This window comes from Aliidongia dinghuensis (genome assembly GCF_014643535.1).
GTDB lineage: Bacteria > Pseudomonadota > Alphaproteobacteria > ATCC43930 > CGMCC-115725 > Aliidongia > Aliidongia dinghuensis.
The window spans coordinates 291,484-305,831 of record NZ_BMJQ01000003.1 but is presented as its reverse complement, the minus strand read 5'-3'; the positions used below and the strand labels follow the sequence as shown (position 1 = coordinate 305,831).

At 69.5% G+C, this 14,348-nt stretch carries 14 protein-coding genes; 9 read left to right on the top strand and 5 right to left on the bottom strand.

Annotated elements, in window-relative coordinates:
- Positions 1 to 6 precede the first annotated feature (6 nt).
- Entirely contained in the window at positions 7 to 609 is a 603-nt protein-coding gene (locus IEY58_RS07415) for a TetR/AcrR family transcriptional regulator (RefSeq protein ID WP_189044129.1), read from the bottom strand.
- A gap of 94 nt (positions 610 to 703) precedes the next feature.
- On the opposite strand from IEY58_RS07415, the gene IEY58_RS07410 reads away from it, so the two are divergent.
- Both IEY58_RS07410 and IEY58_RS07405 read left to right on the top strand, forming a co-directional pair.
- Positions 704 to 1,495: a crotonase/enoyl-CoA hydratase family protein gene (locus IEY58_RS07410; RefSeq protein ID WP_189044127.1), complete on the top strand. Its 792-nt coding sequence runs from the start codon at positions 704 to 706 to the stop codon at positions 1,493 to 1,495.
- Between the two features lie 41 nt (positions 1,496 to 1,536).
- Complete coding sequence (locus IEY58_RS07405; protein WP_189044125.1) at positions 1,537 to 2,262, top strand: glutathione S-transferase; 726 nt, start codon at positions 1,537 to 1,539, stop codon at positions 2,260 to 2,262.
- A 19-nt stretch (positions 2,263 to 2,281) separates the two neighbouring features.
- Here IEY58_RS07405 and IEY58_RS07400 read toward each other — a convergent pair whose 3' ends face one another.
- Entirely contained in the window at positions 2,282 to 3,193 is a 912-nt protein-coding gene (locus tag IEY58_RS07400; protein ID WP_189044123.1) for a ribokinase, read from the bottom strand.
- A 111-nt stretch (positions 3,194 to 3,304) separates the two neighbouring features.
- Positions 3,305 to 3,727, bottom strand: coding sequence for an STY0301 family protein (locus IEY58_RS07395; protein ID WP_189044122.1), 423 nt, complete (start codon positions 3,725 to 3,727; stop codon positions 3,305 to 3,307).
- A gap of 190 nt (positions 3,728 to 3,917) precedes the next feature.
- On the opposite strand from IEY58_RS07395, the gene IEY58_RS07390 reads away from it, so the two are divergent.
- The gene (locus IEY58_RS07390) at positions 3,918 to 6,287 is read left to right on the top strand and encodes a Tex family protein (protein ID WP_189044120.1); all 2,370 of its coding nucleotides are present in this window, start codon (positions 3,918 to 3,920) and stop codon (positions 6,285 to 6,287) included.
- Between the two features lie 57 nt (positions 6,288 to 6,344).
- Here IEY58_RS07390 and IEY58_RS07385 read toward each other — a convergent pair whose 3' ends face one another.
- Positions 6,345 to 7,061, bottom strand: coding sequence for a hypothetical protein (locus IEY58_RS07385; RefSeq protein ID WP_189044118.1), 717 nt, complete (start codon positions 7,059 to 7,061; stop codon positions 6,345 to 6,347).
- A gap of 160 nt (positions 7,062 to 7,221) precedes the next feature.
- Here IEY58_RS07385 and IEY58_RS07380 point away from each other — a divergent pair, with 160 nt between their 5' ends.
- Both IEY58_RS07380 and IEY58_RS07375 read left to right on the top strand, forming a co-directional pair.
- A complete protein-coding gene (locus IEY58_RS07380; RefSeq protein WP_189044116.1) occupies positions 7,222 to 8,280 on the top strand; it encodes an alcohol dehydrogenase in 1,059 nt (352 codons plus the stop codon).
- 56 nt (positions 8,281 to 8,336) lie between these two features.
- Positions 8,337 to 9,299 carry a helix-turn-helix transcriptional regulator gene (locus IEY58_RS07375; protein WP_189044115.1) on the top strand — a complete coding sequence of 321 codons (963 nt, stop codon included), beginning with the start codon at positions 8,337 to 8,339 and terminating at the stop codon, positions 9,297 to 9,299.
- Here the strand turns inward: IEY58_RS07375 and IEY58_RS07370 are convergent.
- Entirely contained in the window at positions 9,285 to 9,998 is a 714-nt protein-coding gene (locus tag IEY58_RS07370; protein ID WP_189044114.1) for an NIPSNAP family protein, read from the bottom strand. The genes IEY58_RS07375 and IEY58_RS07370 overlap by 15 nt on opposite strands.
- 139 nt (positions 9,999 to 10,137) lie before the next feature.
- On the opposite strand from IEY58_RS07370, the gene IEY58_RS07365 reads away from it, so the two are divergent.
- From IEY58_RS07365 to IEY58_RS07350, 4 genes are all read left to right on the top strand, one after another.
- A complete protein-coding gene (locus tag IEY58_RS07365) occupies positions 10,138 to 10,827 on the top strand; it encodes a GntR family transcriptional regulator (protein WP_189044112.1) in 690 nt (229 codons plus the stop codon).
- A 111-nt stretch (positions 10,828 to 10,938) separates the two neighbouring features.
- Entirely contained in the window at positions 10,939 to 12,153 is a 1,215-nt protein-coding gene (locus IEY58_RS07360) for a CaiB/BaiF CoA transferase family protein (protein ID WP_189044110.1), read from the top strand.
- Positions 12,153 to 13,025 (top strand): beta/alpha barrel domain-containing protein, encoded by an 873-nt coding sequence (locus IEY58_RS07355; protein WP_189044108.1) that lies wholly within the window; start codon positions 12,153 to 12,155, stop codon positions 13,023 to 13,025. Before IEY58_RS07360 ends, IEY58_RS07355 begins: the two co-directional genes overlap by 1 nt.
- Positions 13,026 to 13,129: 104 nt before the next feature.
- Positions 13,130 to 14,341, top strand: coding sequence for an ABC transporter substrate-binding protein (locus tag IEY58_RS07350; protein WP_189044106.1), 1,212 nt, complete (start codon positions 13,130 to 13,132; stop codon positions 14,339 to 14,341).
- Positions 14,342 to 14,348: the final 7 nt, after the last annotated feature.

Genomic DNA, 14,348 nt, shown 5'->3' with positions numbered 1-14,348 from the left:
GGGCTGCTAGATCTGGACGCTGGCCGCGCCGCGCCGGGCCAGTGCTGCCGTGACGAGGGCGGCTGCGGCGTCGCCGGCCGTCTCCATGTAGGACGGATCACGATGCAGCAGCACGACGGCGAAGGCGCCGTCGATGAGCAGGATGATCTGCCGCGCGAGGCCGGCGGCATCGGCGATCGCCTCCGCTTCGAACAGGCCGCGGAGCCAGGCCTCGACCTTCTTCTTATGCGCGGCGCCGATCCGCATCGCCGGATGACCCGGCAGGTTGACGAGTTCGACCGAGGTGCGCAGAAAGCCGCAGCCCTTCCAGCCGGGCCGGCGCGCCACCCGGGCGAGGGCGCGAAACAGGCCCTGGATCCTCGCCGCGAGCCCACCCTCACTCGCGGCGAACCAGCGCTGGAATGCCGCCAGATTGGGCTGGTCGCGTGCGTCGAGATAGGCGGCCGCCAGCTCGTCCTTGCTCTTGAAATGATAATAGAGCGTGCGCTTGGTGACCCCGGCGCGCGCTGCGACCGCATCGACGCTCACCGCACCGATGCCCTCGTCATAGAACAGGGCCGCGGCGGCATCGATCAGGCGCTGACGGGTCTGCTTCGCATCGGTCGACATGGTGCCTCGATGTATACTCACTAGTGAGTATGGTCGGCCGATCCTAGCACCTAGCCTGCGGCTTGTTCAAAGCTTTGAGAAGGAGCCCCAAAAAATGCCGGAGACCGTGCTGATCGATGTGGACGAGCGCATCGCCGTTCTGACGCTCAATCGACCGGAGAAGCTCAACGCGCTAAGCTATGGGCTGATCGACCGGCTGATGGCGCTGCTCGACGCGATCGAGGTCGACGCAGAAGTGGGTGCCGTCATCCTGACCGGCGCCGGAGAGCGGGCCTTTTCGGCCGGTGCCGACATTCCGGAGTTCCAGGACAGCATCCGGCAGGGTGCCGAGCGGGCCGTGCGCGATTTCGTCCGGCGCGGCCAGGCGATGACGGCGCGGATCGAAGCGTTCGCGAAGCCGATCATCGTCGCCGTCAACGGCCTCGCTTTCGGCGGCGGCTGCGAGATCACCGAAGCGGCACCGCTCGCCATTGCCAGTGCTGCGGCGCAGTTCGCCAAGCCGGAAATCAAGCTCGGCATGCCGCCGACCTTCGGCGGGACGCAGCGCCTGCCGCGGCTCGCCGGCCGCAAGCGCGCGCTCGAGCTGCTGTTGACCGGCGAGCCGTTTCCGGCATCCCGGGCGCTGGAGCTGGGGCTCGTCAACGCGGTCGTGGCGCCCGATGACGTCCTGCCGGCCGCGCGCGATCTGGCGCGCCGCATCCTGCAGCATTCGCCGCTCGCCGTCGCCGGCGTCTTGGCCGCGGTGACGCGCGGCTTGAACCTCAGCATCGGCGAGGCGTTGGCCGTCGAGAGCGAGCAATTCGCCCGTCTGGTGCCGAGCCATGACCTGGGCGAGGGTATCGCTGCATGGCGGGAGCGGCGCCGGCCGGCCTATACCGGTCGCTGACGCAGACCCGTCGACCGACGGATCAAGCGAGGAGCTGCCTGATGCCCTACGAGCTTTATTACTGGGACGGCCTGCCGGGCCGCGGCGAATTCGTCCGGCTGGCGCTGGAAGACGCCGGGGCGGCCTATATCGACATGGCGCGCGAGGCGGGCGGCATGCCGGCGATGATGGCGCTCATGGGCAGCCGGACCGAGTTGCAGCCGCCCTTCGCGCCGCCGTTCCTCAAGGACGGCGACCTGATCATCCCGCATGTCGCCAATATCCTGCTCTATCTGGGGCCGAAGCTCGGCCTGGCGCCGGCGGACGAGGGCCAGCGCTTCGTCGCCCACGGGCTGCAGCTCACCATCACCGACATGGTGGCCGAGGTGCACGACACCCATCACCCGCTCTCGACCGACCTCTATTACGAGGACCAGAAGGAGGCAGCCAAGGTCAGGGCTTCCGCCTTCATCCGCAACCGCATCCCGAAGTTCCTGGGTTATTTCGAGCGCGTCCTGAAGCGCAATCCTCATGGCGCGGGGCAGATCGTCGGCGACCGGATCACGACCCTCGATCTCTCGCTGTTCCAGCTGATCGAGGGGCTGCACTACGCCTTCCCTCGCGCAATGGCGCCGTTTGCCGAGCGCTACCCGGCGCTCCGGGCCTTGTGCCAGACGGTGCGCGAACGGCCGAACATTGCCCGCTACCTCGCGTCCGAGCGGCGGATGCCGTTCAACGAGACCTGCGTCTTCCGCCACTATCCCGAGCTGGACGAGGACCCGCGCTGACGTCCGCTACGGCGGGGATCTATTCGTCGAGCACCGCGCGGGTCGGCATGCCCGGCTGGGCGCCGGCGGCGAGGCAGGCGAGCGAGGCGCCGCGGCAGGCCCGCGTCAGCGCCACCCTGAGCGGCAGTCCCTCGTCGAGGCCGCTGGCCAGGATGCCGACGAACGTGTCGCCGGCACCGGTCGTGTCGACGGGCCGGATCGGCGGTGCCGCCGCCGTCTCGCGCCGCCCGTCAGCATGGAAGACGAAGGCGCCCTCGGCGCCGGCCGTGACGATGCAGGTGAGATCGCCGGCGCGGGCGAGCCGCTCGCCCGCCGCCCGGAAATCGAGGCCGTCGTCTCCCAGAAGGGCGGCTGCGGCCGTCGCCTCGTGCTCGTTGACGACCAGGATGTCGGTCGCCGCCAACAGGTCGTTTTGCGCGGCGGCCGTGAAGCCCGCCGGCACGGGCGCGAAATTCCAGATGACGCGCCCGCCCGCGGCACGTACCAGCCGCGCCACGGCCAGGCTTTCGCCGAACGGCACCTCCATCTGCAAGACGGCGGTGGTGTGCGCATCGAGCGCGCCCGGTGCCACCGCGGAGCGGTCGAGCGCGCCATTGGCGCCGCTCGCGACCGTAATCGCGTTCTCGGCCCGCTCGTCGACGGTGATGAAGGCGCAGCCGGTCGGCTCCGGGCCGGTCGCGACCTGTGCCACGTCGACGCCGTTCGCCTTGAGGTTCTTGAGCGCTGCTGCGCCGAATCCATCCGTGCCGACGCGGGCTGCAAGGGTTACCCGGCCGGGCAGGGAGGCGCGTGCGGCCGCGACCGCCTGGTTGGCGCCCTTGCCGCCGTGGAGCGTCTCGTACCCGCCGGCGAGCACAGTCTCACCCGGCCGCGGAATCGCCGCCACGCGGGCGACGAGATCAATGTTGACCGAACCGAATACCAGGATCATCGGCATTCCCTAGTGCTGCTTGGCCCTGACGCTGCTTGGCCCCAACGCAATCGAGCCGCAGCGGCAAAGTAAGCCCCGAAGTCGCGCGGCCTGTCGATAGCGCCGGTTTCATCAGCGGCACTCGATCCGGACGGGCGAGGGCGGATCGGTCGTGGCGTCGCTCTCGACCCGGCAGGATTTGACGCCATCCGGCAGCTTCCGCGCGACGACCATGCCGGTGCCGCCGTAGAGGCAGGCGAGCCAATAGCCCTCCCGGGACGTGGGCAGGTTCCAGCTGGTGATCCGGCTGGTGATAATGCGCTTGCCCTGCTTGCGGCTCGAGTCGGGGACCAGCGTCGCCTGTTCCGACGGCAGGCCCTCGAAAAGGCTGACACCCGCGAGCGGATGCTCGGCCTGATTCTGGAAGCTCTGCCAACCGTCGGGCATTTGCACTACCCGCTCCTCGACCGCGAGCTGGTCCGGGCAGGAGATGAGTTCCGCCCGCGCCGGGCCGGCGACAAGAGCCAAGGCGGGCAGCAGGATCGAGGCTTTCATGACGCGCACCCCCCAATGCGTATCCTCGACGAGCGATGTCGGCGGCACTATACCGGGAACCGCAGGCGCCCGCGCCGCAAAACGTCCCTTTGACCGCGGCCCCGCCCGGCCGCTACAAAGCCCGCCCTCAATGCTCGCCTTCGGCCTGGTGTGCCGGCGGGCCCAAGTTCGCGTTCGGCAGAAAGACGTCATGAAGCCCATCTCTCTCCGCATTGCCGAGGAACTCGGCGTCCAGGAACGGCAAGTGACCGCGGCGGTCGAGCTGCTCGACGGCGGCGCCACGGTGCCGTTCGTCGCGCGCTACCGCAAGGAGGCGACGGGTGCGCTCGACGACGCGCAGCTGCGCACGCTCGAGGAGCGGCTGGCCTATCTGCGCGAGCTCGAGGAGCGGCGGGAGGCGATCGTCGCCAGCATCCGCGAGCAGGGCAAGCTCGACGACGCGCTCCATGCCCAGATCCTGGCGGCCGACAGCAAGGCTCGGCTCGAGGACATCTATCTGCCCTACAAGCCCAAGCGCCGGACCAAGGCGCAGATCGCGCGCGAAGCGGGCCTCGAACCCTTGGCCGAGGCGCTGCTCGCCCGGCCGGAGCAGGAGCCGCGCTCGGCGGCCGAGCCCTTCGTCGATCCTTCGAAGGAGGTGGCGGACGTCGACGCCGCCCTCGAGGGTGCCAAGGCGATCCTGGTCGAGCGCTTCGCCGAGCATGCCGAGCTGATCGGCAGCTTGCGCGAGGAGGTCTGGGCGCGCGGCCTGCTCGCGGCCAAGGTGCGCGAGGGCAAGGAGGCGGCCGGCGCCAAGTTCCAGGATTACTTCGACTATGCCGAGCGCTACGGCAAGCTGCCGTCGCACCGTATCCTGGCGCTGTTCCGCGGCGAGAAGGAGGAGGTGCTGGACTTGGCATTCCTGCCCGAGCCCGCGGCAGAGGCGCCTGTCAAAACCACCGAGCCCGGTTTCTACGAGCGGCGCATCGCGCATCAGTTCGGCATTGCCGACAAGGGCCGGCCGGGCGACCGCTGGCTGCTCGACACGGCGCGCTGGGCCTGGCGCACCAAGATCCTGATCCATCTGCAGATCGACCTGCGCACGCGCCTGTTCCAGGCGGCGGAGGAGGAGGCGGTCCGGGTCTTCGCCCATAACCTGCGCGACCTGCTGCTGGCGGCCCCCGCCGGCACGCGGCCGACGCTCGGCCTCGATCCCGGCTTCCGCACCGGCGTCAAGGTCGCGGTCGTGGATGCGACCGGCAAGGTTGTGGCCACCAGCGCGATCTTTCCGCACGAGCCGCAGCGGCGCTGGGACGAGGCGATCGCTCAGCTGGCGAAGCTCGCCCGCGAGCACAAGGTCGAACTCGTCGCCATCGGCAACGGCACGGCGTCCCGGGAGACCGACCGGCTGGCGGCCGAGCTCATGGAGCGCCATCCGGACCTGAAACTCACCAAGATCGTCGTGTCCGAGGCCGGCGCCTCGGTCTATTCGGCCTCGGCCTACGCATCGGCCGAGCTGCCGGAGCTCGACGTGACCCTGCGCGGCGCCGTCTCGATCGCCCGGCGCCTGCAGGACCCGCTGGCCGAGCTGGTCAAGATCGATCCGAAGTCGATCGGCGTCGGCCAGTACCAGCACGACTTGAGCGAATTCAAGCTGTCGAAGTCGCTCGATGCCGTGGTCGAGGACTGCGTGAACGCGGTCGGCGTCGACGTCAACACCGCGTCCGCGCCGCTGCTCGCGCGCGTCTCCGGCATCGGCGAGGGGCTGGCGCAGAACATCGTGGCCCATCGTGAGGCGAACGGCCGGTTTGAGAGCCGTGCCGACCTGAAGGCCGTGCCGCGGCTCGGGCCCAAGGCGTTCGAGCAGTCCGCGGGCTTCCTGCGCATCCAGGGCGGCGCCGACCCGCTCGACGCGTCGGGCGTGCATCCCGAGGCCTATCCGGTCGTGCGCCGGATCCTGGGATCCGCCAAGACCGACATCAAGAGCCTCATCGGCAACGCGCCGGTGCTGCGCGGCCTCAAAGCCGAGGATTTCATCGACGATCACTTCGGCCTGCCGACCGTGACCGACATCCTGGCCGAGCTCGAGAAGCCCGGCCGCGACCCGCGCCCGGCGTTCAAGACCGCGAGCTTCCGCGACGACGTGCACGAGATGAAGGACCTGAAGCCCGGCATGCAGCTCGAGGGGGTCGTGACCAACGTGGCGGCCTTCGGCGCCTTCGTCGACATCGGCGTGCACCAGGACGGGCTCGTCCATATCTCGGCCATGGCGAACGGCTTCGTCAAAGACCCGCGCGCCGTCGCCAAGCCGGGCGATATCGTCAAGGTCCGGGTCGTCGAGGTCGATGTCGCGAGGAAGCGCATCGCGCTCTCGATGCGCCTCGATGAGACGGCACCGCGCGGGCCCCGGCCCGACACGAAACGCCCGGATGCAAAACGGTCCGATGCGAAGCAGGCGGTCCCCCGCCAGGACCGGCCGCGGACGCAGCCATCGGCGCCCTACAAGCCGCCCGCCGCCCCCTCCGTCGGCGGTGGTGCCCTCGCCGAAGCCATGCGGCTCGCGGCGTTGAAGAAGAAGTAGGTTTTGGTCTACACCTCTCCGCCCTCGGGGGCGGGAGGGTAAGGGCGGTTCGGCCGCTCAGTATGGCGCCGGCTCCTCGGGTCCGCGATAGGCGAGGCCGCTTGCCTCGAGCGTGCCGCGCGCCAGATAGATCGTCGCTTCCAGATCGTCTTCGAGCGGCCGGCTGCGGTCTGGCACCGCCCGGGCCTTCGCCTGGTGGACGAGCCATTCGAGCGCCTGATGGATCGGCAGCAGCGGCACGGTCGGCGTGATCGCGCCGGCCTCGGCAAGCCAGCCGTCGAGCAGCGCCGCCGCCTGTTCGAGGCTCAAGGCATCGGCGAGCGGCCGGCCACGGGCGGCGTGCTTCAGGCTGAGCCGCGTCTCGTCGAGCAGTCCCACACCGTTGCCGCGGGTGAGCGTGATCCGGGTCAGCAGCGGATAGTGCGTCTCGGCGATGGTGCGGAGCAGAACCGTCTCCGGCGCCGTATCGTAGCCTTCGCGCAGGTGAGCCATTGCCAGGTCCAGGTCGCGCGACGACCGGTCCTTCGCCGCGAGCCAATCGAAGGCGGCGGCCAGCTCCCGGCACAGCAATTCCAATTCGTGATGGCGCTGGCGTTCGGCCTGGCGCGGGTCATGGATGTGATCCACCGCCGGAGCGGCCGCGATCAGTTCGCCGAGCTCGCGGACTTCGCGGGCGTGGAACTCAGCCTGCTGGCGCGCCCGCTCGCTATTGATCTCGGGCGCCGCCGCGGCGTCCAGCTCGACGATCTCCTCCAAGCGGATGTCCTCGTCCATCGCTGCCTCCGGCGTCCGTGTCCCGGGCGACGCTAGGCCTCGGGCCGGCTGGGAGCAATCGCTTTCCGGTTTGCCGTACCACCGTCGCCGATGCCCCCTTGCCTCCTGTCGCGGTCTGGCGTTCGATGCTTGCCAACGCAAAGATGAGAGGAGGAACGCGATGCGGCGCTATGAGGTTCAGGAGTTCGGCAAGCCCTTGGCCGCCCACGACTATCCGGCGATCGCGCCCGTGGGGTCGGAAGTGCTGCTCAAGGTCCGGGCGGCCGGCGTGTGCCACAGCGACCTGCACATTTGGGAGGGCGGTTACGACCTGGGCCAGGGCAAGCGCCTGTCCTTGAAGGATCGCGGCATCGGCCTGCCGCTAGCCATGGGGCACGAGACGGTGGGCGAGGTGGTGGCGCTCGGCCCCGACGCCACCGGCGTCAAGGTCGGCGAGGTGCGGCTCGTCTATCCCTGGATCGGCTGCGGCGAGTGCGCCGTGTGCAAGGCCGGCAACGAGAATCTTTGCTCAAGCGCGCGCTTCCTCGGCGTCCATCGTCATGGCGGCTATGCCGAGGAGATCGTGGTACCGCATGCGCGCTACCTGGTCGATATCGGCGGGCTCGACCCGGCGCTGCTCGCCCCCTATGCCTGCTCCGGCCTCACGACCTACAGCGCGCTCAAGAAGATCCCGGCCGACGTGCTGGCGCGCGAGCCGATCGTGGTGATCGGCGCCGGCGGCTTGGGCCTGATGGCGGCGACGCTGATCCAGGCCCTGGGCGGTCGGGCCGTGCTGGTCGACATCGATCCGGCGAAGCGCAAGGCGGCACTCGAGGCCGGCGCCATCGCGGCGATCGATGGTTCGGCGGCGGATGCGCTCGATCAGCTCAAGGCTGCGGTCGGCGGCCAGCCCTCGGCGGTAATCGACTGCGTCGGCGCGCCGGCGACGGTGCGGCTCGGCTATGACGCGCTGGCGAAGGGCGGCCAGCACATCGTGATCGGCCTGTTCGGCGGCGAGACCACGCTGCCGATCCCGCCTATCCCGATGCGCGCCATCGCGATCCGCGGCTCCTACGTCGGCAACCTGGCGGAGCTCAAGGAACTGGTCGGGATAGTGCGCGAAGGCAGGATCAAGCCGATCCCGGTCACCCGCCGGCCGCTCGACGAGGCGTCAGAGGCGCTCGACGACCTGCATCACGGCCGGGTCGTCGGCCGCACGGTGTTGCAACCCCGGGCCTGAGAACGGGGCCAATAAACCTGCCGTCACCTGTCAGCATTCTCTGCTAGGCTCGCCCCATGCGGGCGAGCCGATTGCTGACGATCCTGATGCTGCTGCAGACCCGGGGGCGGATGAGCGCCCCGGCGCTGGCGGACGAGCTCGAGGTCTCCGTCCGCACGCTCTACCGTGACATCGACCAGCTGAGTGCGGCCGGCGTGCCGGTCTATGCCGAGCGCGGCCGCGCCGGCGGCTTCCAACTGCTCGATGGCTGGCGCACGCGGCTCACGGGCCTGACCGCCGCCGAGGCCCAGGCGATGTTCCTCGCCGGCCTGCCGGGACCGGCGGCGCAGCTGGGCCTGGGCGACGCCATGGCGGCGGCGCAATTGAAGTTGCTCGCGGCGCTGCCGGCCGACTGGCAGGCGGATGCCCGGCGTGTCAGCTCGCGCTTCCATCTCGACCCGGTCGGCTGGTACCGGAGTGCCGCACCGACCGACCATCTGCCGGCGGTGGCCGAGGCGGTGTGGGGCGAGCGGCGGCTCAGGATCCGCTATGAAAGCTGGCGCGGCACGGTCGAGCGCGTGCTGGACCCGCTCGGCCTCGTCTTGAAGGCGGGCGACTGGTACCTGATCGGTCGAGTGGGCAGTGATCTGCGCACTTATCGTCTGTCCAACATCCTTGAGCTCACGGTGCAGGACGAGGGTTTCGCCCGGCCGACGGATTTCACGCTCGCCGAATATTGGACCGCGTCGACCCGCCGCTTCGAGGCCGAATTGCAGCGCGACACGGCGCGGGTCCGGCTCAGTCCCCGCGGCCTCGTGCAGCTGCGGCGTCTCGGCCTGACCGCGCTCGAGACGGTGAGCGAGCCTGACGGCCATGCGGTGGTGACGCTCGCGATCGAGGCGATCGATCTCGCCGTCCAGGAGCTGCTGCGGCTCGGCGCCGAGGCTGAGGTGCTGGCGCCGCCGGCACTGCGCGACCGGATGATCGAGACCGTCGAGCAGCTGGCCGCCGTCTACGGACCGGCCTCAGCGCAGGCGTGAGCGTGCGGTCGGCGACAATCGGAGTGTGATGGCCGGCTCGACCAGCCAATCGTCCCATGCGCCCATGGGTTCGAGCCTTGCCCGGGCGGCCTCGTAAGCGGCCAGATCGGCGAAGCGGGCGAAGGTCACGAACACGGGTGCGTCGGTGCGGACCGGGAGCGCCGGGAAGTTGTTCTCGACCGCCAGCGTCCGATAGGCAGCGATGGGCGACATGTCGGCGGCCGCCAGCGTCGGGGCTATCCGCCGGGCGAAGTATTCCGTGAAGCCCGCTTCGGCCGGCCGGCTGAGGCGATAGAGGGTCGCCACGATGATCGACGCCGGCACAGCGGTGAGGTCCACAGCGGTGACGTCGACCGGCGGCCGCGGTGCCGCGGGCGCGGCAAAGCCGCATTCCGGCGAGAACGGGCAGAGCAGCAGGGCGTTGGAGCTGTCGAGCATCGTCGCATTCGCGGCGGCGCGATGGGCCTGCCATACCGGGCCGCCGTAGAAGGCGTTTAGCGCCGCGGCGCGGGCCGGCATGTCGGCGAAGCCGCGCAGCCAGACGAACTGGTCCGGATCGTCGAGGTCGCGGAACTGGCCGAGGATCTCGGCCCCCAACGCCTCTTGGCTTTCGACGAACTCGCGATCGAACAGCCGGATCAGATCGTCCCGGCGACCGGGGTGCAGTTGGTAGCGGCGCAGTTCGAGGATGGCGGACATGGTGGCTCCGTGCGATGACGCCTTATCCTAGGGCGCGATACCTGTCGCCGGGCGTCAGGTTTTATCGCTGCTGCGGTATACCAACCCGGTTCATGCTAGAACGAAGCCAAGGCACTCACCAGGAGACGGGCCCGAGCCCATGAGCGACGTCAAGCCGGCTTCCCAGATGGATCAGGCCTATCGCCAGATGCGGCACCTGATCCTGAGCTTGGAGCTGATGCCGGGCGAGAAGCTGAGCGAGCGCTGGCTCGAGACGCGCTTCGCCGGCTCGCGCACGCCGATCCGCGCAGCCTTGGCCCGGCTCGAGACCGAAGGGCTGGTGACCCGCGACGGCCGGTCCTATGCCGTGGCGCCGATCGACGTCGGCGAGCTCGATCATCTCTTCGCCTTCCGCGAGGCGATCGAAAGCGCCTCGGTCCGGCTCGCCTGCGCCCGCTCGCTCGAGGACATGGCAGAGGAGATCGAGGCGATCGACGCCATGCTCGACAGCTGCGGCCCGGATGCGGAGCTCGACGACTGGCATCGGGTCGGCAACGAGTTCCACGTGGCGCTCGCACGCCTCTCGGGCAATCCGTTCTTCATCCGCACGGTGACGGACATCATGACACGGCTCTCGCGCGCCCGCTGGCTCGAGATCTGGAGCGAGAGCGCCCGCGCGACGGCCTGGGCCGAGCATCACGGCATCCTCGACCGGGTCAAGGCGCGCGATGCCGATGGGGCGGCGGCCCTCACCGCCCAGCATGTGCGCAAGGGCCGGGAACGGATGATGCGCTCGATCGGCGACGAGCGCCGCGCGCTGCGTGCCAGAGGATTTGCGGTTCGAGCCTGAGTGCCTCCGGGCTGTTCTTGCGCTTGCAACGGAATGCCGAATTGGTATACCAATTAGGTTGACCGAGGCGTCGTGAACGGGGCTCGGTGCGTCACCCCAGGAGAATCCGGGATGTCTCGGGAGGAATCGGCCGGCCCGCTCAAGGGCCTCAAGGTCATCGAGATGGGCTCGTTCATCGCCGGGCCGTTCTGCGGCCAGCTGCTCGCCGACTTCGGCGCGGACGTGGTGAAGCTGGAGCCGCCGGGCACGGGCGACGCGATGCGGCAGTGGGGGGTGGCCAAGCGAGATGGCAAGTCGCTGTGGTGGCCGGTCATCGCGCGCAACAAGCAGAGCGTCACCGTCGACCTGCGCCAGCCGGAGGGGCGCGAGCTTGCCCGCCGGCTGATCGCCGATGCCGACGTGCTGGTCGAGAATTTCCGGCCGGGCACGCTCGAGGAATGGGGCCTGGGACCGGAACGGCTCAAGGCCGACAATCCGGGCTTGATCGTGACGCGCGTCTCGGGCTTCGGCCAGACCGGGCCCTATGCCAAGCGTGCCGGCTTCGGCTCGGTCGCGGAAGCCATGGCCGGCATGCGGGGCTTGGCCGGCTTCCCGGACCGGCCGCCGCCCCGGGTGGGCCTCTCGATCGGCGATTCGCTTGCCGGCGCGTTCGGCGCCATGGGTGTGCTGCTGGCGCTCCGCGCGCGCGACGCTTCGAAAGCACACGAGGGTCAAGTTGTCGACGTCGCCATCACCGAATCCGTGCTGGCCGTGCTCGAAAGCGTGGTCAGCGAATTTTCCGGCACCGGCGCCGTGCGCGGCCGGACCGGCTCGATCCTGCCGGGGGTGGCGCCGTCCAATCTCTACCCGACCGCGGACGACACCTGGATCCTGATCGGCGCCAATGCCGACGGCATCTTCCGGCGGCTCGCCGAGGCCATGGGCGAACCGGAATTGGCGCAGAGCGAACGCTATGCCACCCACGGCGCGCGCGGGCGGCATCAGCACGAGCTCGACGAGCGCATCGCCGCCTGGACGGCGCAGCATTCGCTCGACCATCTCATGACCTTGCTCGAGGGCCACGGCGTGCCGGCCGGGCCGGTCAACGATGCGGCGGGCGTCGTCGCCGACCCGCATTTCCGGGCGCGCGAAGCCGTCATCGCGGTCGAGACATCGGACTTCGGCACACTCGCCATGCAGGGTGTGGCGCCGCATTTGAGCGAGACGCCGGGCCGCGTCGCCTGGGCCGGACCCGGCCTCGGCGCCGACACAGACCGGGTGCTGGGCGAGCGGCTCGGCCTCGCTGCCGCCGAACTCGCCGACCTGCACCAGCGGGGGATCATCTGATGACGAATCCCTGGACAACCGGCCCCAAGACCCTGCGGCTACGCGACGTGACCCTGCGCGACGGGCTGCAGAACCTGGAGACGGTGCTGCCGACCGAGGCGAAGCTGACGCTCTATCGCGCGCTGGTCGCGGCCGGCGTCTCCGAGCTGCAGGTGACGTCCTTCGTCAATCCGGCGCGCGTGCCGGCGCTGGCCGATGCCGAAGCGCTGTGGGCGGCGCTCGCCGGCGTGCCGGAGCGGCTCTCCGTGCTCGTCGCCAACCCGCGCGGGCTCGAGCGGGCGCGGGCCGCCGGCGTCGGCGAGGTCGAGGCGGTGGTCTCCGCGAGCCGCACCTACAACGAAAAGAACGCGCACCGCACGCCCGAGCAGTCGATGGACGAGATCGCGCGCATGGCGGCCGACGCACGGACGGCCAGCATCCGGTTCAGCGCTGCCGTCGCCAATGCGTTCCATTGCTTCTTCGAGGGCGATATCGCGCCGGACCGCACGCTCGACATGGTCGGCCGGCTGGTCGAGCTCGGCATCACCGAGATCGGCATGGCGGATACGACCGGCCACGCGCGGCCCGACCGGGTCTGGGACCTGTTCGACCGGGCGCGCCGGCTCTGGCCGAACGTCGCCTTCGGCGGCCATACCCACGACACACGCGGGCGCGGCCTGGTGAACGCGCTCGCCGCCGTGCAGGCGGGGGCAGCCTGGCTCGATGCGACGCTCGCGGGCCTGGGCGGCTCGCCCTTTACCGCCGGCGTCGGCGGCAATCTCTCGATCGAGACCGCCGCGGAAGCGCTGGCCGGGCTCGGCATTGCGACGGGCGTCGACCCGGACCGCATCATGGCGGCGGGCGAGGTCGCGGCGAAACTGATCAGCGGATAGACCCTCACCCTCCCGCTTAGCGGGTCCCTCCCTCTCCCGCACGCGGGAGAGGGTTGGGGTGAGGGCGGCGCCAAGCGAACGAAACGATATTGGGGAGGAAGAACATGCGGAAATTCACGATGGCCTTGCTGGCGGCGACGGCGCTTTACGCGCAGCACGCGTCGGCCGAGATCTCGGACGGCGTCGTCAAGATCGGCGTCTTGAACGACCAGTCGGGCGTCGTCTCGGACGCGACGGGGCAGGGCTCGGTCGTGGCAGCGCGGCTCGCGGCCGAGGAGTTCAACAACCAGGTCTCGGGCAAGCCGATCGAGATCATCTTTGCCGACCATCAGAACAAGGCCGACATCGCGTCGACCATCGCGCGGCAATGGTACGAGAAGGACGGTGTCGACCTCATCGTCGATACGCCCAATTCCGGCGCCGGCCTCGCGGTCCAGGGCGTCGCCAAGGAGATGAAGAAGATCTTCATCACCTCCTCGGCCGGCACGACGGCGCTGTCGAACCAGAACTGCTCGCCCTATGGCATCCAGTGGACCTACGACACCTATGCGCTCGCCAAGGGCACGGGCGAGGCGGTGGTCGAGCAGGGCGGCAAGACCTGGTACTTCATCACCGCCGACTATGCCTTCGGCCATCAGCTGCAGGCGGATGCGACCTCGATCATCGAGCAGCACGGCGGCAAGGTGTTGGGCTCGGCCAACCATCCGCTCGCGACACCGGACTTCTCGTCCTTCCTGCTGCAGGCCCAGGCCTCGAAGGCCCAGGTCGTAGGCTTCGCCAATGCCGGCGGCGACACGATCGAGGCGATCAAGCAGGCGACCGAGTTCGGGCTCACCGCGGGCGGCCAGCGGGTGGCCGCCATGCTGCTGCTCCTGACCGACGTGCATTCGCTCGGCCTCAAGGCGGCCCAGGGCACCTATTTGACGACACCGTTCTATTGGAACCTCAACGCCGATACGCGCGCCTGGTCGGACAAGTTCGCCGCCAAGTTCAACGGCCGACGACCGACCTTCCTGCAGATCGGCGTCTATGAGTCCGTGCGCCACTATCTGCAGGCGGTCCAGGCGCTGGGTTCGGACGACGCCGACGCGGTCATGAAGAAGATGCGCGAGACCAAGATCGAGAGCGCCTTCAGCCATGGCGCCTATATCCGCGCCGACGGCCGCGTCATCCGCGACATGTACCTGGCCCAGGTGAAGACACCGGCCGAGTCCAAGGAGGACTGGGACTTCTACAAGATCGTGAAGAAGATCCCGGGCGAGGAGCTGGCGCACCCCTTGAGCGAGAGCACCTGCCCGCTGGTCAAGAAGTCCTGATGCCCGA

Excerpts from the sequence above, each read along its gene's own strand:
- IEY58_RS07415 (WP_189044129.1), bottom strand. The coding sequence starts at position 609 with ATGTCGACCGATGCGAAGCAGACCCGTCAGCGCCTGATCGATGCCGCC.
- IEY58_RS07410 (WP_189044127.1), top strand. The coding sequence starts at position 704 with ATGCCGGAGACCGTGCTGATCGATGTGGACGAGCGCATCGCCGTTCTG.
- IEY58_RS07405 (WP_189044125.1), top strand. The coding sequence starts at position 1,537 with ATGCCCTACGAGCTTTATTACTGGGACGGCCTGCCGGGCCGCGGCGAA.
- IEY58_RS07400 (WP_189044123.1), bottom strand. The coding sequence starts at position 3,193 with ATGATCCTGGTATTCGGTTCGGTCAACATTGATCTCGTCGCCCGCGTG.
- IEY58_RS07395 (WP_189044122.1), bottom strand. The coding sequence starts at position 3,727 with ATGAAAGCCTCGATCCTGCTGCCCGCCTTGGCTCTTGTCGCCGGCCCG.
- IEY58_RS07390 (WP_189044120.1), top strand. The coding sequence starts at position 3,918 with ATGAAGCCCATCTCTCTCCGCATTGCCGAGGAACTCGGCGTCCAGGAA.
- IEY58_RS07385 (WP_189044118.1), bottom strand. The coding sequence starts at position 7,061 with ATGGACGAGGACATCCGCTTGGAGGAGATCGTCGAGCTGGACGCCGCG.
- IEY58_RS07380 (WP_189044116.1), top strand. The coding sequence starts at position 7,222 with ATGCGGCGCTATGAGGTTCAGGAGTTCGGCAAGCCCTTGGCCGCCCAC.
- IEY58_RS07375 (WP_189044115.1), top strand. The coding sequence starts at position 8,337 with ATGCGGGCGAGCCGATTGCTGACGATCCTGATGCTGCTGCAGACCCGG.
- IEY58_RS07370 (WP_189044114.1), bottom strand. The coding sequence starts at position 9,998 with ATGTCCGCCATCCTCGAACTGCGCCGCTACCAACTGCACCCCGGTCGC.
- IEY58_RS07365 (WP_189044112.1), top strand. The coding sequence starts at position 10,138 with ATGAGCGACGTCAAGCCGGCTTCCCAGATGGATCAGGCCTATCGCCAG.
- IEY58_RS07360 (WP_189044110.1), top strand. The coding sequence starts at position 10,939 with ATGTCTCGGGAGGAATCGGCCGGCCCGCTCAAGGGCCTCAAGGTCATC.
- IEY58_RS07355 (WP_189044108.1), top strand. The coding sequence starts at position 12,153 with ATGACGAATCCCTGGACAACCGGCCCCAAGACCCTGCGGCTACGCGAC.
- IEY58_RS07350 (WP_189044106.1), top strand. The coding sequence starts at position 13,130 with ATGCGGAAATTCACGATGGCCTTGCTGGCGGCGACGGCGCTTTACGCG.